The organism is Sphaerisporangium sp. NPDC051011 (genome assembly GCF_040653595.1).
Classification (GTDB): domain Bacteria; phylum Actinomycetota; class Actinomycetes; order Streptosporangiales; family Streptosporangiaceae; genus Sphaerisporangium.
In genome coordinates this window covers 428,322-449,460 of sequence record NZ_JBFAGG010000004.1, presented here as the reverse complement: position 1 = coordinate 449,460, position 21,139 = coordinate 428,322, and the positions used below count along the sequence as shown (strand labels likewise).

At 75.3% G+C, this 21,139-nt stretch carries 1 protein-coding gene; it reads right to left on the bottom strand.

The genetic code is table 11. From position 1 onward, the window contains the following. Positions 1 to 166: 166 nt before the first annotated feature. On the bottom strand, positions 167 to 21,118 hold the full coding sequence (locus AB0H21_RS12100; RefSeq protein WP_358514993.1) for an amino acid adenylation domain-containing protein: 20,952 nt from the start codon (positions 21,116 to 21,118) through the stop codon (positions 167 to 169). Positions 21,119 to 21,139: the final 21 nt, after the last annotated feature.

Below are 21,139 nucleotides of genomic sequence, written 5' to 3'. Positions count from 1 at the left end.
GGGGCGGTCGTGATCTCGTTGTTCGTGGTCTCGCTGTTCGTGGCCTCGCTGTTCGTGGCCTCGCTGTTCGTGGCCTCGCTGTTCGTGACGCGGCCGTTCTGGCCTGGCCGTTCTTGCCCGGTTGTTCATAGTGCGACGGGCTTGTCCGTTCGTGGGGCGGGCGGACTCATTGTCCTGGGGGGACGGATCGGCGTCCGGAGCCGAGGGTCTCGGCGCGGCCGGCCAGGGCCCGGAGCACCCGGAACCAGGTGGCGGCCAGGTCCGCGACCGCGTCCTCGGACAGCAGTTCCCCGGCGAAGGACCACTGGGCCGTGAACACGGGACCGCCGGGGCGGTCCTCGGTCAGGGCGTTGACCGTCAAGGGATGGGACAGCGGCATGCCGGGGTCGGCGTCCAGGTCCCCGGGCTCCTCCTCCGGCGCGTACGCCCAGTCGGCCGCCTCGAAGCCGCCGAAGCGTCCCAGGTAGTTGAACTCGATCGACGCCTCGCCGAGCCCGGCCAGCACGGGCCCGGTTACGGGGTTGAGGTGCCGGAGCAGGCCGTGGCCGATGCCCGCCATCGGCAGGGTGGCGAGCCGGGACTTGATCCGGTCCACGGCCGCGTCGAGGGCGGGCCCGCCGGCGAGCGCGTCGTCCAGGTCGACGGCGCCCGGGTCGAGCAGCACCGGGACGACGCTGGTGAACCAGCCGACCGTCCGTGACAGGTCCGCCTCCCCCGCGAGTCCTTCCTCGCGGCCGTGGCCCTCCAGGTCGACCAGCACGGCGTTCCCGCTCCCGCCGCGTGCCTCGGGCCGCCCGGCGGACGCGTCGTCCCTGGCGCTCGCGGGACCGCCGGGTGTGCGGCGGCGCCAGTCGGCCACGGCCAGGGCGAGCGCGGTGAGGAGCACGTCGTTGACCGTCGCGCCGAAGGCGGCGGGGACCCGGCCGAGCAGAGGCTCCGTGACGTCCTCCGGCAACGCGCGCGACAGGTACTTCGTGGTGGCCACCAGGTCGCGCTCCGGGTCGAGGGGGCGGGCCAGCGGCAGCGGTGCGCCGCCCGCGAGCATGCCCGTCCATGCCGGCAGGCCGGCCTCCAGCGCCGGATCCGCCGCGCGCTCCTGGAGCAGCTCCGACCAGCGGCGGAAGGACGTCTCGACCGGCGGCAGCGCGGGCGTCCTGCCCGCCGCGACGTCCGTCCAGGCGGCGGCGAGGTCGGGCAGCAGGACGCGCCAGGACACCCCGTCGACGACCAGGTGGTTGACCATCAGCAGCAGGCGTCCCGGACGGTCGCGGCCGGCGTCGAACCACACCGCGCGCACCATGACGCCCGCCTCGGGGTCCAGGCACGACCGCGCCCGGAGGGCCCCCTCGACGTAGAGCGCCCGGAGGGTCCGCTCGTCGCCGGACGCCTCGACCCGTTCGATCAGGGTCGCGGCGTCCACGGTCCCGGGCGCGGGCACCCGCAGCGCCCACCCTTCACCGGGCCCGGTCGTCGCCGAACCGCCGGAGTCCCGGACGAGGCGGGCGCGCAGCATGTCGTGCCGGTCGAGGACGGCCCGCAGCACGCGGCGCAGCCCGTCGAGGTCGAGGGAGGCGGGGGTCAGCACGAACGCCGCCTGGTGGAACCCCGCGATCGGCCCGCCGCGATCGAGCGTGGCGCGCATGATGGGGGTCAGGGGAACGGTGCCGGTGCCGTCGTCGTGCGTGCCTCCCGTCGAGCCGGGGCCGGTCATGACGGCGACGGCGGCCAGGGCCGCGACCGTGCGGTGCTGGAAGACCTGCCGGGGGCTGAACCGCACCCCCGCCGCGCGGGCCCGGGCTGCGAGCCGGATCGCCACGATGCTGTCCCCGCCTGAGGCGAAGAAGTCGTCGTCGGCGCCGACGACCGGCACGCCGAGCACCTCGGCGAAGACGGCCGCGAGGGCGCGCTCGGCCTCGCCGGAGGGTTCTCGCCCGCCGCCGGCGCCGAAGTCGGGGGCGGGAAGCGCCCTGCGGTCGAGCTTGCCGTTGGGCAGCAGCGGCAGCGCGGCCAGGGCGACCACCGCCGCCGGGACCATGTAGTCCGGCAGCGCGGCGGCCACGAAGGCGCGCAGGTCCGCCGGGTCGGCGTCCAGGCCGGTGGCGGGGACGACGTAGGCGACGAGGCGGGTGGCGCCGTTGTCCTCGCGCGCGGTGACGACGACGCGGGCGACCGACGGATGCCCGTCCAGCACGGCCTCGATCTCGGCGGGCTCGACGCGGAACCCGCGGATCTTCACCTGGTCGTCGGCGCGCCCGCCGTACTCCAGCCGCCCGTCGCGGGTCCAGCGGGCCAGGTCTCCGGTGCGGTACATGCGCGTGCCGGGCGGGCCGTACGGGTCGGCGGTGAACCTCTCGGCGGTCTGCCTGGGCCGGCCGAGGTACCCGCGGGCCAGGCCCGCGCCCGCCAGGTACAGCTCGCCCATGACGCCGGGGGGTACGGGCCGCAGCCGGGCGTCGAGCACGTAGGCGCGGGCGCCGGCGACCGGGCGTCCGACCAGCGGGCGCTCGCTGTCGCCGACGCGGGCGACCAGGGCGTCGACGGTGGCCTCGGTGGGGCCGTAGAGGTTGAACGCCTCGGTGGAGCGCAGCGCGGCCAGCCGCCTCCATAGGGATTCGGGCACGGCCTCACCGCCGACCCCGACCACCGCAGGCAGGCCTCCGCCGTCCTCGAACAGGCCCGATTCGCACATCTGCGTGAGGAACGACGGGGTGACCTCGATGAAGTCGAGCCCGTCGCGCCGTATGGCCTCGGCGGCGAGTTCGGCGTCGCGGCGCGTCTCGTCGTCCAGGATGTGCAGGGCGTGCCCGTCCAGCAGCCAGAGCTGCGGCTGCCAGGAGGCGTCGAAGGAGAACGACCACGCGTGGCCGACGCGCAGCGCCCGGCGGCCGGTGGCGCGCTTGGCCGGGTCGTACAGCGTCGCGCGGTGGCTGCGGAAGAGGTTGACTAGGCCGCCGTGGCAGACCACGACGCCCTTGGGTCGGCCGGTGGAGCCGGAGGTGTAGATGACGTACGCCGGGTGCAGCGGGTCCGGCCCGGTGCGGAGGTCGCCCGCGGGCAGGGCTGCGAGCAGCGCGGCCGTCTCGCCGTCGTCCAACCTGATCGTGGGCACACCCGCGTACGGCGGCCCGGCGGCGGCCTCCCCGGCGGTGACGGTGAGCACGGGACGGGCGTCGCCGAGCATGGCCAGCACCCGCTCGTCCGGCAGTTCCGTGTCCACGGGCAGGTACGCGGCGCCGGCCTTCATCACCGCGAGGATCGCGAGCACGAAGTCGGCCGAGCGGGGCAGCGCGAGGGCGACGACCCGCTCGGGTCCGGCGCCGTGGGCGACCAGCAGGCGAGCGAGCCGGTTGGCGCGCTCGTTCAGCTCGGCGAACGTCCAGCGGACCGTCCCCGAGACGACGGCGACGGCATCCGGGGTCGCCGCCGCCTGGGCCTCGAACAGGGCGGGCACCGTAGCGGGCCCGCCACCGCAGGCGGCGGTGTCGTCCCAGGTCGTGAGAGCGGTGTCGTTCCAGGTCGTGAGGATGGTGGCGCGCTCGGCGGCGCCGAGGACCTCGACCCGGCCGACGGGGAGCATCGGGTCGGCGGTCACCTGTTCGAGCACGCGGACCAGCCGCTCGGCGAGCCGTCCGGCGGTGTCGCGGTCGAACAGGTCGGTGCTGTACTCGATCCAGATCCGGACGCCCTCGTCGCTCTCGATGAAGTCGAAGCTCAGGTCGAACTTCGCCGACCGATGCCCGAACGGCTCCTCGCCGGCGGGCGCCAGGGGACCGGGCACCGCGGCGGAGGACGAGGGATCAGGGGACGGGGACCTGGACGATGCCATGGACTCCGGGAACTGGGACGGCGGGGACAACGGGGACGTCGGGGACAAGGGAGACACGGTCAGGCCGGGGAAGGCGGGAGGCTCGTCCTGGCCGTTCAGGTAGGCGACCATCACCTGGAACAGGGGGTGCCTGGCCAGCGAGCGTGCGGGGTTCAGCACCTCGACCAGCCGCTCGAACGGCACCTCCTGGTGCTCGTAGGCGGCCAGATCGGTGTCCCGGACCCGGGCCAGCAACTCGGCGAAGGCCGGGTCGCCGGAGACGTCCGTACGCAGCACCAGCGTGTTGAGGAAGAACCCGACCAGGTCTTCGAGGCGCTCGTCGGCGCGGCCGGAGATGGGCGCGCCGAGCGGGATGTCGTCCCCCGCGCCGAGCCGGTGCAGCAGCGTGGCCACGGCCGCGTGGGCGACCATGAACATGCTCACGCCGTGCTCGCGGGCCAGACGGCGCAGCCCGCGATCCAGGTCGGGGGCGAGGGTGAGGCCGACCGCGCCGCCGCGGTGGCTGCTCTCGGCCGGGCGCGGACGGTCGGCGGGGAGCGCCAGTTCCTCGGGCAGCCCGGCCAGGGCCCGCTTCCAGTACGCGACCTCGCGGGCGTGGCGGCTGCCCGGGTCGGCGGGGTCGCCGAGGCGCTCCCGCTGCCAGAGGGTGTAGTCGGCGTACTGGAGCGGCAGCGGCGCCCACTCCGGCGCGCGTCCGTCCAGGCGGGCCCGGTACGCGGCGGCGAGGTCGCGCCACAGGGGCGCGTCGGACCACTCGTCCCCGGCGATGTGGTGGAGGACGAGCATCAGCACATGCTCGTCCGGGCCGAGCCGGAACACCCGGGCGCGCAGCGGCGGCTCCCGATCCAGGTCGAACCGGTACCCGGCGACCTCGGCCAGCCGCCCGGGCAGTTCCTCCTCCGCGACGCTCTCGGGCGCGGCGGTGACGCCGAGACGTCCCTGACCGGCGGCCGGGGACACGGCCGCGCCGATCTGCTCGGGCGTGAGGATGAGCTGGTACGGGTCGCCGTCGCGCTCGGGGAAGACCGTGCGCAGGCACTCGTGCCGGACGGCCAGGTCGAGGACGGCGGCCTCCAGCGCCGCCGTGTCCAGCGGGCCGGTCAGGCGCCAGGCCATGGGGATGTTGTAGGTGTCGCTCGGGCCCTCCAGCCGGTACAGCACCCACAACCGGCGCTGGGCGAACGACAGCGGAACCGGGACGGGCCGTTCCACGACGGCGGGCACGGACACGCCGCCGCCGCGTGCCTCCTCCAGCCTGCGGGCGAGCCGGGCGACGGTGGGCGCCTCGAACACCTCCCGCAGGGTGATCTCGGCGCCGAGTGCCGTGCGGATCCGGCTGACCAGCCGCATCGCCAGCAGCGAGTGCCCGCCGAGCGCGAAGAAGTCGTCCTCGACGCCGACGCGGTCGGTCCCGAGGACGGCCGCGAACAGCTCGGCCAGGATCTCCTCGCGCGCGTCGCGGGGCCGCCGTCCGGAGAGCGGAGCCGGAGAGTCCGCCGGGGCGGGCAGCGCCCGGCGGTCCAGCTTGCCGCCGGCCGACTTCGGCAGCGCGGGCAGCTCCACGTACGCCACCGGAACCATGTGCTCGGGCAGCGCTTCCGCGACGAACGCCCGCAACGCCCGGTGGTCCGGCACGCCCGCACCGGCGTCCCCGTGGACGAAGGCCCCCTCGGCAACGGCTCCGGCGGCGGCCGGACCCCGCGCACCCTCACCGGAGGGAGGGATCGGATCGAGGGCCGGGACCACGTACGCGACGAGGCGGTGGACGCCGAGGGTGTCCTCGCGGAGGCTGACGGCGGCCTGGGCGACGCCGGGGTGGGCGGCGAGGACCGTTTCGATCTCGCCGAGCTCGATGCGGAAGCCGCGCAGCTTGACCTGGTCGTCCGCGCGCCCGAGGAAGGCGAGCGTCCCGTCCGCGCGGCGGCGCGCGAGATCACCGGTGCGGTACATGCGCGTGCCGGGCGGGCCGTACGGGTCGGCGGTGAACCGCTCGGCGGTCAGCCCGGGACGGCCCAGGTACCCCCGGGCCAGCCCCTCCCCTGCCAGGTACACCTCGCCGGGCACACCCGGAGGGACCGGCTGGAGCCGCGCGTCCAGCACGTGGGCGCGAATGTTGGCGACCGGCGCGGCCCACGAACCCCGGCGGCCCGCGTCACCGGACCCGCCGAGCCCTCGCGCCCCGTCGGTCCCCGTGTCGCCCGTTTCATCCGAGGTGCCCGTGTCATCCGGGGTTCCGTTGCCGCCCGCGTGCCGGCCGTAGGCGTCGACCGTGCACTCGGTGGGGCCGTACAGGTCGTGGACGAGGGTGCCGGGGAGTGCGGTCAGCCGGTCCCACAGGGCGGCGGGGGCGGCCTCCCCGCCAACCGTGATGACGCCGGGCACGTGCGTGCCGGGGGCGAGGAACCCGTGGTGGATCAGCTCCTGCACGTAAGTGGGGGTGAGGTCGAGGTAGTCCACCCGCGCGTCCTGCACGTGGCGCAGCAGGGCGGCCGGGTCGATCATCGCGGTCTCGTCGAGAACGTGCAGCTCGTGCCCGGCCAGCAGCCACAGCAGCGGCTCCCACGAGCCGTCGAAGCCGAACGACGCGGCGTGCAGCGCGCGCAGCGCCTCACGCCCGGAAGCGCGCCGCGCGGGTTCGATGACGTCCTCGCGCTGGCCGGCGAACAGGTTGCTCAGGCCGCCGTGGGTCCCCACCACGCCCTTGGGCCTGCCGGTCGAGCCGGAGGTGTAGATGACGTACGCGGCGGCGGCCGCCGGCACCCGCTCACCGGGCAGGGTGGGCCGCTCGACCAAGGCCGGCCCTTCCCGCTCCGTCGCAGCGGAGCCGGCCGCTCCGGAGAGCACGGGCGCACCGTCCAGAATGGGCACACCGGGCAGAGCGGGAGCGCCATCCAGGATGAGCGCGCCGGGTGGAGCGGGGGTGCCGTTCCAGGTGGGCGGGGCGTCGGGGGTGCCGAGGAGGAGGGTCGGTGTCGTGGCGGGCAGGGCCGGGGCGAGGGTGGGGGTGGTGAGGACGACGGCGGGCGCGGCGTCGTCCAGCATGTACGCGAGCCGCTCGGCCGGGTACCCCGGGTCCAGCGGCAGGTAGGCGGCGCCGGTGGCGAGCACGCCGAGGATCGCGGGCACCATCTCGGCCCGGGGAAGGGCCAGGCCGACGACGTCCCCCTCGCGTACCCCGCGCCACAGCAGCAGCCCGGCGATGCCGTTCACCTTGGCGGACAGCTCGGCGAACGTCAGACCGCGTCCCCCGGCGACCAGCGCGACCCGCTCGCCGTGCGTCCGGACGGCGTCGGCGAAGATGGCGGGAACCGTACGCGGCTCGGCCGGGCGGGCCGTGTCGTTCCAGGCGCCGAGGGCGTCCCGGCGTTCGGCCTCGGTGAGGACGGGAACCGCGCCCACGGGCCGGTCCGGCCGCGCGGCGAGCAGGCCGCACACCGCGACGGTCCGCTCCAGCAGGGTGCGCGCCGTCGCCTCGTCCGCGAGATCGGCGGCGTACTCCAGCAGGACGACGACACGGTCCTCGCCGGTGTGGTCGGCGAAGGTGAAGTCCAGGTCGAACTTGGCCGTCCCGATTCGGGCCGGCAGCCACGCGGTGGGCATGCCGAGCACGTCGGGGTCGCCGTCCGGGCGGTGGTGGTAGCCGAGCATGACCTGGAAGAGCGGGTTGCGGCCGGGTACGCGCGGCGGGTTGAGGGCCTCGACGATCCGTTCGAACGGCAGGTCCTGGTGCTCGAAGGCGGCGAGGTCGGCTTCCCGTACCCGGGCGAGCAGCTCGGTGAAGGTCGGGTCGCCGGACAGGTCCGCGCGCAGGACGAGCGTGTTGACGAAGAAGCCGACCAGGTCGTCCAGCGCGCTGTCGGTGCGCCCGGCGATCGGGGAGCCGAGCACGATGTCGGTGCCCGCGCCCATCTGGTGCAGCAGGACGGCGACGGCGGCCTGGAAGACCATGAACATGCTGGTCCCGGTCTCGGCGGACAGGGCGCGCAGCGCGCGGACGGTCTCGGCCGGCAGCTCGGCGCGCACGGTGCCGCCCCGGCCGGTGGGCTCGGCGGGCCGGGGACGGTCGAGCGGCAGCGGCATCTCGTCCGGCAGGCCGTCCAGCGCCGCCGTCCAGAAGGCGAGTTGGTGCGCGACCTCGGCTGCGGGGTCGGCCGGGTCGCCGAGCAGGCGGCGCTGCCAGAGGGTGTAGTCGGCGTACTGGACGGGCAGCGGCGCCCACTGCGGCGCCCGGCCCTCGCGGCGGGCGCGGTAAGCCGCGGCGAGGTCGGCGAGGAAGGGGCGGTCGGACCACTCGTCGGTGGTGATGTGGTGCAGCACGATGGCCACGACGTGGTCGTCCGGCGCGATCCGGAACACCTCGGCGCGTACCGGCAGCCCGGCGGCGAGGTCGAACGGCCGTGCCACGGCGGCGGCGACCCGCTCGTCCAGCTCCTCCTCCGGGCAGTCGCCCACGGCGAACTCCGGCTCGGCCTCCCCGGCGGGGACGACGAGCTGGTACGGCTCGCCTTCGTACACGACCGCCTCGAAGCCCGCCTCCGCCTGCCGAGACGGGAAGGGAGTGAAGGACACCAAGGACACCGAGGGCGTCGCGGAGGGAGCGGTGGCCTGGGGGAAGCGGGTGCGGAGGGATTCGTGGCGGTCTGTCACGTCGCGCAGGGCCTGACGGAGGGCGCCGGTGTCCAGGGCGCCGCGCAGCCGGAAGACCAGCGGGAAGTGGTAGGCGTCGCCGCCGCTCAGCCGATCGGCGAGCCACAGGCGGCGCTGCGCCGGGGACAGGGGGACGCGCTCGGGGCGGTCGGCCACGGGCTCGACGGCGGGACGGGCGGGCCGTCCCGTACCGGCGCGCGCGGCGAGCAGGGCCGGGGTCGGGGCCTCGAACAGGTCGCGGATGGCCAGTTCGGCGCCGAGCTCGGTGCGGGCGCGGCTGACGAGCCGGGTGGCGAGCAGCGAGTGGCCGCCGAGGTCGAAGAAGTCGTCGTCGGCCCCGGCCCGGGGCAGGCCGAGCAGCTCGGCGAACAGGCGGCAGAGCACCTCCTCCTCGGGGGTGCCCGGCGCGCGCCCTCCGGTGGCGGCCACCGGCTCGGCATCGGGCAGGGCGCGCACGTCCAGCTTGCCGTTGTCGTTCATCGGCAGCCGGTCCAGGACGACCAGCGCGGACGGCACCATGTAGTCGGGCAGCCGCCTGCGCAGGTCCTCGCGCACGCGCCGGACGAGGTCGCCGGTACCGCGCGCCGCCGCCGGGGCGTTGGCGTACGGGGGTGTGCCGCCGCCGGGACGGTAGAGGCCGGCCGTCACCCGGAAGCCGCCGCGCAGGAAGACCGCGTCGAAGCGGCCCGGCTCGCCGGACGGCGTGGTGAGCAGCCGGTATCCGTGCGTGGCCGCCAGCGCGTGCAGCGCCTCGGGCTCCACTCCCCCGCTGATCGTCGTGCCCGGCTCGGACGCGGCCCGCGCGTCGGGCACCGCGGTGACCCGCAGCCACTGGGGCCGGTGTTCCCGCAGATGACGATCGAGCTCACGGACACCGGACTCCGCCGCCCCTGGGGCACCTCGCTCCCCAACTCCCGCGACGGCCATCTCGCCCGTGACGCCTGCGTCCGGCTCATGGGCTACGGCGACCGTGGGGGTCTCGGTGCGGGGTTCGGGCCATTCCAGGGCCGGGGCGTCGGCGAGGTGGACGTCCGGGGCGTCCTTGTAGAGGACGACGTCGTAGCGGTGGCGGGTGAGTTCGTCTTGGTGGTGGCCGCGCTTGGTGCGCAGGTCGGCGCCGTAGCCGAGGGTGGTGAAGAAGTCGGGGTGGACCAGGAGTTCCTTCTCCATGGCGAGGCTCCGGTCCACGGCGCGGCGCACGGTCTCGGGATCGGCGCCGTCTCCCGCGCGGGTGAGGTGGACGGCGGTGTGGAAGGCGCGGGCGGTCCTCAGGTCGCGGACGTCGCCGACGAACAGGGCGCCGCCGGGGGCCAGCAGGCGCATGGCCCCGTGGACGACCTCGGCGAGGTGGCCGGCGCTCGGGAAGTACTGGACGACCGAGTTGACGACGATCGTGTCGAAGTACCCCTCGGGGAGCCCCGCGGTGTCGTGGGCGGCCTGGCAGCGCAGCTCGACCTTGGCGGCCAGCTCCGGGTCGCGCGCCAGGTCCCGGCCGAGCTTGCGGATCACGGGGGCGGCGAAGTCGGTCGCCCAGTACGCCTCCGCGCCGGGGGCCAGGCGCGACAGCAGCAGCCCGGAGCCGACGCCGATCTCCAGGACGCGGCGCGGGCGCAGCTCACGGACGCGCTCGACGGTCCGCTCGCGCCACTCGCGCATGTTCTCCAGCGGGATGGGCCGCCCGTCGTAGCTGCTGTCCCAGCCCGCGAAGTCCTCGGTGAAGACGGCGGTGCCGATGCGTGCGTACTCGTCGGAGTAGATGTCCTGCCATTCCCCGATCTGGTCTTGCTCGGCGGATCGCCGCTCCTCGCCGGTCGGCTCGGCGGCGACCACGTAGCCGACGAGGCGGCGCGTCCCGGGGGCCGACGGGTCGTCGCGGGCGATCACGGCGGCGGCCGAGACCTCCGGGTGGCGGAGCAGCGCGGTCTCGACCTCGCCGGGCTCGACCCGGTGCCCGCGGACCTTGACCTGGTCGTCCGTGCGGCCGAGGAAGTCCAGGTTGCCGTCGGCGCGGCGGCGTACCAGGTCGCCCGTACGGTACATGCGCTCGCCGGGCTCGCCGAAGGGGTCGGCGACGAACCGCTCGGCGGTGAGGCCGGGCCGGTCGAGGTAGCCCCGGGCGAGGCCGACGCCCGCGATGTACAGCTCGCCGGGGACGCCGGACGGCACCGGCCGCAGCCACGGGTCCAGGACGCGCGCGCGGGTGGCGCGGATGGGACGGCCGACGGTGGGCGTGGCGCTGTCGCCGGTACCCCCGCCGAGGGTGTTGATCGTGTACTCGGTGGGCCCGTACAGGTTGTAGCCGTAGGTGCCCTCGGTGTCGCGCAGCCGGCTCCACACCGTCTCGGGCACCGCCTCCCCGCCGAGCAGCACGAGCGGCGGGCGGTGCCCGTCGAGCAGGCCCTCCTCGATCAGCAGGTGGGCGTAGGTGGGGGTGACGTTGACGACGTCGACGCGGTGGGCCTCGCAGTAGGCGGCCAGCGCCCGCGCGTCGCGCCGCAGTTCCTCGTCGCAGACGTGCACCTCGTGGCCCTCGACCAGCCAGAGCAGTTCTTCCCAGGACATGTCGAAGGCGAAGGACACCGTGTGCGCGATGCGCAGCCGGCGTCCCCCGCCGGAGGCGACGGCCGGGGCGAAGATCTCCGTGCGGTGGTTGAGCTGCATGTTGGTCAGGCCCCGGTACGGGGTGACGACGCCCTTCGGCCGGCCGGTGGACCCGGAGGTGTAGATGACGTACGCCGGGTGGTCCAGGCTGAAGGCCGGGCGGTCCGCCTCGGTGACCGGCCCGGCGGGCAGCGCGGCGAGCGCGCCGGCCACCGCCGGGTCGTCGAGCACGACGCGCGGGCCGCCGGGGGCATCGCCGCCCAGCCGCGCCGAGACGACCGAGGTGCACAGCGTCAGCGCGGGACGGGCGTCGGCGAGCGTCGCCGCGAGCCGGTCGGCCGGATGGTCGAGTTCCAGGGGCAGGTAGGCGGCGCCGGTCCGCAGGACGGCGAACAGCGCGGCCACCATGTCGATCGAGCGCGGCAGGGCGAGCGCGACGACCTTCTCCGGGGCGGCGCCGCGCGCGAGCAGCAGCCGCGCGAGCCGGTTGACGCGGGCGTCCAGCTCCGCGTAGGTGACGGTCAGGTCGCCGAAGACCAGGGCGGTCGCCTCGGGGGTGCGCGCGGCCTGCGCGGCGAGCAGACCGGCGATGGTCTCGTCGGGGACGGGCACCCGGCTCGCGGCGTCCTCGCGCGCCAGCGCGGCGCGTTCGGCGGGCAGCAGCGGGTCGAGGCGTCCGACGGGCGCGGCGAGGTCGTCCGCGAGCCGTCCGAGCAGCGCCGTGAAGCGGTCCAGCAGGGTGCGCGCCTCGGGGGCCCCGACGACGTCGGGCCGGTGGGCGAGCGTGACCCGCACCCGCCTGCCGGGAGTGACGATGAGGGTGACGGGGTAGTGCGTCGCGTCCACGTTGGCCACGGCGGTGACACCGTGACGGCCGGACAGCTCGGCGAGGCGGTCGTCGGTGTCGCCGTCGCGCAGCACGAACAGGGTGTCGAACAGCCGCCGGTGCCCGCTCTCGGCCTGCAGCACGCCGAGGCCGACGTACTCGTACGGCATCAGGTCCAGGCGCTCGCGCTGGACGCGGCGCAGCAGGGCGAGCACCGGCTCGGCGGGGTCGAAGGCGATGCGGGCGGGGACGGTGTTGAGGAACATGCCGATCACGTTCTCGACGTCCGGCACCTCGCTCGGCCGTCCGGCGACCGTCGTGCCGAAGACGACGTCGGCGCGGCCGGTGGCGGTGGCCAGCGTGAGCCCCCAGGCGGCGGTGAGCAGCGAGTTGAGGGTCAGGCCGTTGCCGCGGGCGATGTCGCGCAGTCGCTCGCCGAGTCCGGCGGGCAGCTCGGCGTCCAGGTTCTCCGGGATGACGGGGTCCAGGTCCTGGGCGACGCTCCCGGCGATCAGCGTGGGCTCGTCCAGGCCCGCGAGCGCGTCACGCCAGGCGCGCGTCGCCGTCCCGGCGTCCTGGGACTCCAGCCAGGTCAGGTAGTCGCGGTACGAACCGGGACGTGGCAGCCCGCGCTCGTCGCCGCCCGACGCGTACAGGGCGAAGAGCTGCCCGAGGAACACCCAGGCGGACCAGCCGTCCCAAAGCAGCAGGTGACGGCCGATGACGAGCCGGTCGCCCCGGCCCTCGCCGAGCCGGATCAGCAGCATCCGGAACAGCGGCGGGCTGGACAGGTCGAACCCGCGGGCCCGCTCCTCGTCCATCAGCGCGCGCAGCCGCGCGTCCCGCTCGCCCTCGGGGAGGACCGACAGGTCGGCGACCTCCAGCGGGACCTCGAGCGCGGCGGCGATGAACTGCACCGGACGGCTCAGGCCCTCGCTGGTGAAGCCCGCGCGCAGGCTCGGGTTGCGGGCCAGCAGCACCCGGGCGGCCGTACGCAGCCGGTCCGCGTCGAGCCCGGCGGCGACGTCGAAGGACTCGTGGACGGTGTAGACGTCCAGGACGCCCTCGTCGTAGGTCGAGTGGAAGAACAGGCCCTCCTGGAGCGGCGCCAGCGGCCAGACGTCCTCCACGTGACCGCCGAGCCGGTGGACGCGGGCGGTCTCCTCCTCGGTCAGCCGCAGGGCCGGCCCCGCGGCGGACGCCGAGGTCCCCGTGGCGGGTGTCCTCGTGCCCGGCCCGGCCGCGGCGGCCAGCGCGGCGGGGGTGCGGTGCTCGAAGACGTCACGCGGGTCCAGGTCCAGGCCCGCGCGGCGGGCGCGGCTGGACACGCCGATCGAGCTGATGCTGTCGCCGCCGAGCATGAAGAAGTCGTCGTCGGGACCGGCGCCGTCCACCCGCAGCACCGCGGCGAAGATCTCGGTGAGGACGCGCTCGCGCTCGTCGCGCGGCGCCCGGGCCTCCGCCCGCACCACCTCGGGCGCGGGCAGCGCGTCCCGGTCCAGCTTGCCGCTCGGCGTCAGCGGCAGCGCGTCCAGCACGACGTACGCCCCGGGCACCATGGCGGCGGGCAGCGCGCCCGCGAGCGCCACCCGCGCGGCGTCCGTGTCGAAGGCCGCCCGGGAGGCGTCCGGGAGGGCGGGGACGATGTAGGCGGCGAGCGTCGTCCCGCGGACGGCGACCGCCGCCTGGGCGACGCCGGGCAGCGCGGTCAGGGCCGCCTCGATCTCGCCGGGCTCGATGCGGTTGCCGCGCAGCTTGACCTGCCGGTCGGTGCGGCCGAGGTATTCGACGGCGCCGTCCTCGCCGAGACGGACCAGGTCGCCGGTTCGGTACATGCGCGCGCCGGGCTCGCCGTACGGGTCGGCCACGAACCGCTCGGCGGTCAGGGCCGGTCGCTCGTGGTAGCCCCGGGCGAGCTGGACGCCGGTCAGGTACAGCTCGCCGGGCACGCCGGGCGGCACGGGACGCAGGGAGGCGTCCAGGATCCGCAGGCCGGTGTTCCAGACCGGGCGGCCGATGGGCACGGTGACGCCGGACGCGGCCGTCCGCGGGCCGGTGTCCCGTACCGGGCGGCCGGAGGGAACGGTCGTGTGGGACGGGCCGCCGCCGGGGCGGGACGCGTCATCACCGGGGTGGGACGCGTCGTCGCAGGGGTGGTAGGTGACGTCGCAGGGGTGGTAGGTGACGTCGCACGGGTGGTAGGTGACGTCGACCGCCGCCTCGGTGGGACCGTACAGGTTGTGCAGGGGCACGCCGGTGAGCCGGCGCCAGCGCGCGGCCGCGGCGGCGGGCAGGGCCTCACCGCTGCTGAAGACGCGGCGCAAGGACACCGCCCACGACGGGTCGGCGGTGATCTCCCCCGCCGCCAGGAAGGCTTCGAGCATCGACGGCACGAAGTGCATGGTCGTGACGCGCTCCCGGCGGATCAGATCGGCCAGGTAGGCGGGGTCCCGGTGCCCGTCCGGGCGCGCGAGCACGACGGCGGCCCCCTCGCACAGCGCCCAGAAGAACTCCCAGACGCTCACGTCGAAGCTGGACGGCGTCTTCTGCAGCACGCGGTCGTCGGCGCGCAGCCCGTACTCGCCCTGCATCCAGGCCAGCCGGTTGACGATGGCCCGGTGGGTGACGACGACACCCTTCGGGCGGCCGGTGGAGCCGGAGGTGTAGATGAGGTACGCGGCGTCGTCCGGGCCGGCGTCCCCGGCCCGCGGTGGCGCCTCCTCGCAAACCTCGGTACGACCGTCGGGGACGACGAGGGTGCGGGCGCCGGTCTCGGGCAGCCGCGGCGCGGCGGCGGCCGTCGTGACGACCGTGCTCGCGCCGGAGTCGGTCAGCATGTAGGCAATGCGGTCGGCGGGGTAGTCCAGGTCAACCGGCAGGTAGGCGGCGCCCGACTTCAGCACGCCGAGCAGGGCGACCATCAGCTCCGCAGAGCGCGGCACGGCGACGGCGACGATCCGCCCGGCGCCGGACGCGCGCAGGCGGGCGGCGAGGATCTCGGCGCGGGCGTCCAGCTCCTGGTAGGTCAGGGTCTCGCCCTCGTAGACGACGGCCGTCGCGTCCGGGGTCCTGGCCGCCTGGGCCTCGAAGGCGGCGGTCAGCGTCGTCCCGGGGACCTCGACGGCCTCCCCGGCCAGGACGGAGGCCGTCACGTCCTCGCCTGACGGCGGGTCGAGGCGCGCGACCGTGCATCCTGGGGTCTCGGCGATGGCCTGGAGGACGCGGGTGAGCCGGTCCGCGATCCCCTGGACCGTCCGCCGGTCGAGCTTCTCGGCGTGGTGCTTGAGGCGCAGGTCCACGCGGCGGCCGGGCTTGACGATCAGGGCGAGCGGATAGTGGACGGCGTCGTTGAACTCGTGGCCGGCGATCCGCACCGTGCCGGTGGCGTCGGTGAGACCGGCGGCGGAGGGGTAGTTCTCCACGACGACGAGGGTGTCGAACAGCTCTCCGCCGCCGGCGAAACCGGCGACGCGCTGGATCTCGGCGAGCCCGAGGTGCTGATGGTCCAGCAGCCGGGTCTGCTCGTCCTGGAAGCGCTCCAGCAGCCCGGCGAGGGTGTCGGCGGGGCGCCACCGCACGCGCGTGGGCAGGGTGTTGATGAACAGGCCGACCATGGACTCGATGCCGTCCACCTCGGCGTCGCGGCCGGAGACCGTGGTGCCGAAGACGACGTCCTCGCGGCCGGTCAGGCGCCCGAGCAGCAGTCCCCACGCGGTCTGGACGACCGCGCCAAGCGTGACTCCGCGCTCACGCGCCACGACGGCCAAGCGCGCGGTGAGGCGCTCGGACAACTCGACCCGCACCTGCGCCGGCCGTATCGGCAGACCCACACCGCTGGCGGCACGACCCGCCGCATCCGCACGACCCGCCACCGCACCGCCGGTCACCGCACGATCCGCTGTCGCTTCCTTGGTCGCCGCAGGACCCGCCGCCGTGCCACCGGTCACGGTGTGACCGGTCGTCGTGGCGACCAGCCGGGAGGGCTCGTCGAGCCCCGCCAGCGCCGCCCGCCACGCAGCGCGGGCGGCGCTCCTGTCCGCTCTCGCCAAGCGGCGCAGGTACTCGCGGTACGGAGCCGGCGCGGCCGGTACGGCGGAGCCACGCCCCGCACGCACGTTTTCGCCCGCACCGCCGGAGGCGCCCTCGACGCCTCCGCTATTCGAAACGTTCGCCCCGGTCGCGAAGTTCGTAATGGTCTTATGCTCTTCGCCGAATTCCGCGCGCTCGTGGTGTGTGAAGGGCCGGTCCGTCCGCTCGTGGTCAGTGGGGCGAGGGTCCGCGTACTCGTGGTCGGCCGGGTCGTAGAAGGCCATCAGCTCACGGTGCAGGATCGGCAGAGACCAGCCGTCCGCGACGATGTGGTGGAACGTGAGCAGCAGGCGGGCGCGGCCAGGGGTGAGTCTGATCAGCGCGCAGCGCAGCAGCGGCGGGTGCGTGAGGTCGAACCGGCGGGCGCGCTCCTCGGCAGCAATGGCCTCAGCCCTGGCATCCCGACCGGCGGCACCCCGGTCGCCCCGATCGACAGCGCCCCGCGTGGACAAGTCCAGGTCCCGGTCGGCGGCGTCCCGTGTGGATACGTCCGCGTCCCGGTCGGCGGCGTCTCGCGTGGACAGATCCACGTCCCGCCACGGTAGGTCCAGGTGCGCGGCGATGAGTTGGACGGGCCGGTCGTCCGGCGTTCTGCGGAAGAAGGCGCGCAGCGGGGCGTGCCGGTCCAGCAGGCGTTGCGCGGCGCGGCGCAGCGCCTCCCCGTCTACCGGGCCCTCCAGGTCGAGGGCCTGCTGGACGACGTACGCGTCTCCGGCCGGGCCGTCCACCAGGGAGTGGAAGAAGAACCCCTCCTGCAGCGGGCCGAGTGGCAGCACCTCCTCTACGGGAATCGGGTCCTCGCCCAGGATTTCCGCCAGTTCGGCCTCGGTGAGCCGCACCAGCGGAGCGTCGGCGTACTCGTCCTCGGCTGGGGCTCCGCCGGGGTTCTGGCCGTCCGGAATGTGCCCATCGCCGACCGTGCGCGTGCCGTCAACGTGGACGAATCGGCCGCGCTCCCGGGCGACCGGGGCGAGGGCGGCGACCGTGCGGTGGCGGAAGACGTCGCGGGCGGTCAGCCGCAGGCCGGACTCGCGGGCGCGGACGAGCAGCCGGATGGCGACGATGCTGTCGCCGCCGAAGGCGAAGAAGTCGTCGTCCACGGTGACGGACGGCACGCCCAGCACCTCGGCGTACAGCGCGCAGAGCAGCTTCTCGCGCGCGTCGCGCGGCGCACGGCCGGAGCTGAGGGCGGCGGGGTCGGGTACGGGCAGCGCGGCGCCGTCCAGCTTGCCGCTCGGGGTCACCGGCAGCCGGTCTAGGGGGACGAACGCGGACGGAACCATGTACTCAGGGAGGTATTCGGCCGCGTACGCGCGCAGCCCCTTCATCAGGACGGCCACGTCGCGGAACGGCGCGGGCCGGTTGGCGTGCGGGAACGCGTCAGCGGTCCGGTAGGTCGCGACGATCTGCGACGCACCACCCCCCGGCGTCCCGACCATGAGCCCATCACACCCCGCCGCCCCGGCAGAGTCGGCATCGCGCCCGCCGTCCCCCGGCGTTCCGGCGAATACCGCGTCGGCCCCGCCGTCCTCAGATGTCCGCGTGAAGACCCCGTCGCGCCCACCGTTCTCGGGTGCGCTCGTGGAGACCGCGTCGCGGCCGCCATTCTGGGACGAGGGGGTGAAGATCGCATCCAGGGCGCCGTCGTCGGCGTGGCCGTTCCAGGTGACGGCCGCGTGGTAGCCGTGCTGGGCGGCCAGCTCGTGCAGGGCCTCGGGGTCCGCGCCCGCGTCCGGGACGGCCGGGCCGCCCTCCTCCTCGACCGCGTAGAGCGAAGCGAGGTCGTCGATGAGCCGGGAGTTCGGGATGCCGGTCACCCGGAGCCCGCCGTGACAGCCCGCCAGCCGCGCGCCCAGCCGCTCTAGCCCGCCGGCCTCGGCCCAGCCGACCTCCTCGAACCGCCCGGCGACGGCCCCGGGCCCGCCGTCCGGTGTGGTGGCGCGCTGGCGGAGGACGACGTCGTAGCGGTAGCGGGTCAGCTCGTTGTGGAAGGCGCCGCGCTTGACGCGGATGTCGGCGTCGAAGCCGGGGAGCGCCGCGAAGTAGTCGGGGTCGAGGAGCAGCTCGCCCTCCCAGGCCACCGACCGGTCGACGGCCGCGCGCAGGGCCTGCTTCTCCTCGGCGGGGGCGCCGCGCCCGATTTCCACGCCGCCGCGCGTAGTCCCGACGGCGCGACGCGGAGCCCCCACGGCGGCTCGCGAAGTTTCGACGGCGGCGCGTAGGCAGCGCAGCAGACGCAGGTTGCGCACGTCGCCGACGAAGATCGTGCCGCCGGGGGCGAGCAGAGCCTCGGCCTGGCGCAGGACGCCGGTCAGGTAGTCGGCTCCCGGGAAGTACTGGGCCACGGAGTTGAGGACGATGGTGTCGAAGTAGCCCACCGGCAGCCCGGTGAGGTCGTGGGCGGGCAGGGCACGCAGCTCGACCCGGCCGGCCGGCTCGGGCACCGCGCGGACCTGGGCGCGCAGCGCGGCGACGGCCTCGTGCGAGAGGTCGGTGCCCCAGTACGCCTCGCAGCCGGGGGCGACACGCGACAGGATGAGCCCGCTGCCGACGCCGATCTCCAGCACCCGGCGCGGCCCGAGCTCCTGGATCGCGGCGACGGTCGCGTCCCGCCACTCGCGCATCTGCTCGACGGGGATGGGCAGCCCGTCGTACATGCTGTTCCAGCCCGCGAAGTTCTCCTGGAAGCCGTCGGAGCCCGCCGCCGCGTACAGCAGCTCGTGCAGGTCCTTCCACTCCTCCACCCGTCCGGCGTCGCCGGGCCCGGCCTCGGGTGACAGGGAGGGGACGACGTACGCGGCGAGCCGCCGGTCGCCGGGCCGGTCCTCGCGGACCACGACCGCGACCTGGTCGACGGCGGGGTGCCCGCGCAGGACGGACTCGATCTCGCCGGGCTCGATGCGGAAGCCGCGGATCTTCACCTGCGCGTCGGCGCGCCCGAGGAAGTCGAGCCGCCCGTCGGGCCTCCACCGGACCAGGTCGCCCGTGCGGTAGAGCCGCTCCCCGGGCGCGCCGAACGGGTCGGCGACGAATCGCTCCGCGGTCAGCCCGGGCCGTCCGAGGTAGCCGCGCGCGAGCCCCGCCCCGCCGAGGTACAGCTCGCCGGTGACGCCGGCGGGGACGGGACGCAGGCGGGCGTCCAGCACGTACGCCCGCGTGCCGGGGTCGGGAACCCCGATGGGGACGTGCGACCCGGGCGGGGTCGCCGGGTCGCACAGGCCGAGGGTGGAGTTGGTGGTCGCCTCCGTCGGCCCGTACGCGTTGAACATCCGCCTGCCGCGCGCGTAGCGGGCGACCAGCTCGGGCGAGACGCGCTCGGTTCCGGCGAGCAGGGTGGCGGGCGGCAGCTCGACGTCCTCGGGCATGGCCGCGAGCAGCGCCGGGGGCAGGATCATGAAGGTGACGCCGTTGGCGTGGGCGTAGTCGGCCAGCGGCGCGCCGGGCACGCGCAGCTCGGACGGGACGACGACGAGGCGTCCGCCGGAGAGCAGGCCGAGGCACAGGTCCCAGAAGGCGACGTCGAAGCTCGGCGAGGCGAACTGCAGGACGCGGCTGTCCGGCCCGACGCCGAAGCGCTCGCGCTGCGTGGCCATGAGCTTGGCGACGCCGGCGTGGGACAGCACAACGCCCTTCGGGCGGCCGGTCGAGCCGGAGGTGTAGATGACGTACGCGGCGTTCAGCGCCGACAGCGGGCCCCGGTCGGCCTCGCCCAGGTCGTGGCAGGGGCGTCCGGCCAGCTCGCGGATGGTGGCGGGCGCGTCCAGGACCACGACCTCCATGCCCTCGGGGAGGTCCTGGAAGTCGGCGACCGACTCGGCGGTGGTGACCAGGCAGGCGGGAGCGGCGTCCTCCAGCATGTACGCGACGCGCTCGGCCGGGTAGTCGGTGTCGATCGGCAGGTAGGCGGCGCCGGACTTCAGGACCGCGACCTCGGCGACGATGAGCTCGGCCGAGCGGGGCAGGGCGAGAGCGACGACGCGCTCGGGCCCGGCGCCGCGCGCGACGAGGGCGTGGGCGAGCCGGTTGGCGCGTTCGTCCAGCTCCGCGTAGGTCAGGCGGGTGTCCTCGAAGACCAGGGCGACGGAGCCGGGGCGCAGGCGCACCTGCTCGGCGAACATCTCCGGCCAGGTCAGCGGCGGGACGTCGTGGGCGGTGTCGTTCCACTCGGCGAGAATGCGGTGGCGCTCGTCCGCGGTGAGCAATTCCAGGTCGCCGACGGGGGTGTCCGGCCGGGCCAGGCCGCCGGCGAGCAGGGCGTCGTAGTGGGCGAGCATCCGGTCGGCGGTCGCGGCCTCGAACAGGTCCGGGCGGTAGCTCAGCCGCGCCTCGCCGCCGGCGACCGCGAACACCGCGTCCAGCCCCGGGACGTTCTCCGAGGCCGACGAGCCGAGCCGGGCGTCGGCCCCACCCTCCCCGGGACCGGTGCCCGCATCGCTCTCGGAACCGCCGTCTCCCCCGGCCTCCGAACGCGAAGAACCCCCCACCCCGGCCTCGGGAGGGAGGGCACCTCCCACGGCGGTCCATGAGCCGGAACGCCTTTCCCCGCCATTGGCGAGACGGGCGCCACCGTCAACCTCGAGGTGGTTCTGACCAGCGCGCTCGTCCAGCGGAGCGGCCGATCCGCGGTCGTGTGATGTGCCGTCCGCGGAGCCGGTGTCGGCGCCGAAGGCGGTGTTGAAGAAGAGGCCGCCGCCGCGCATGGCGTCCGGGCGGAGCGCGGCGGCGAGGGTCGTGAGGGGGACGCGGTGGGCGTGGGCCTCGGCGCGGGCGGCGTCCACGCGGCGCACCAGGTCGGCGAACGTCGCGGCCCCGGTGAGGGTGACGCGCAGGGGCAGCCCGTCGTACCCGACCGTGATGTCGCCGGAGCCTCCGTACCGGTGCAGCAACGCGACGTACGCGGCGAGCGGCGCCAGGTCACCGAACGCGGTCGTGGCGTCCGGCTCAGTGGCAGGGGCGGGGCCAGGGACGGTGGTGGTCGCGGGGGGCGGGGCGGTGAGCGTGCGGGTGCGGGTCACGCGGGGACCGGTGGGCGACGGCGGGTACGGGAAGTCGAGCGGCAGGGCCGTTTCCTGCGGGAGCGGGGACAGTCGCCGGTTCCAGTACGCCGTCGCTTCTTCGATGCCGGACACAGGTGACGAACCCTCCCACAG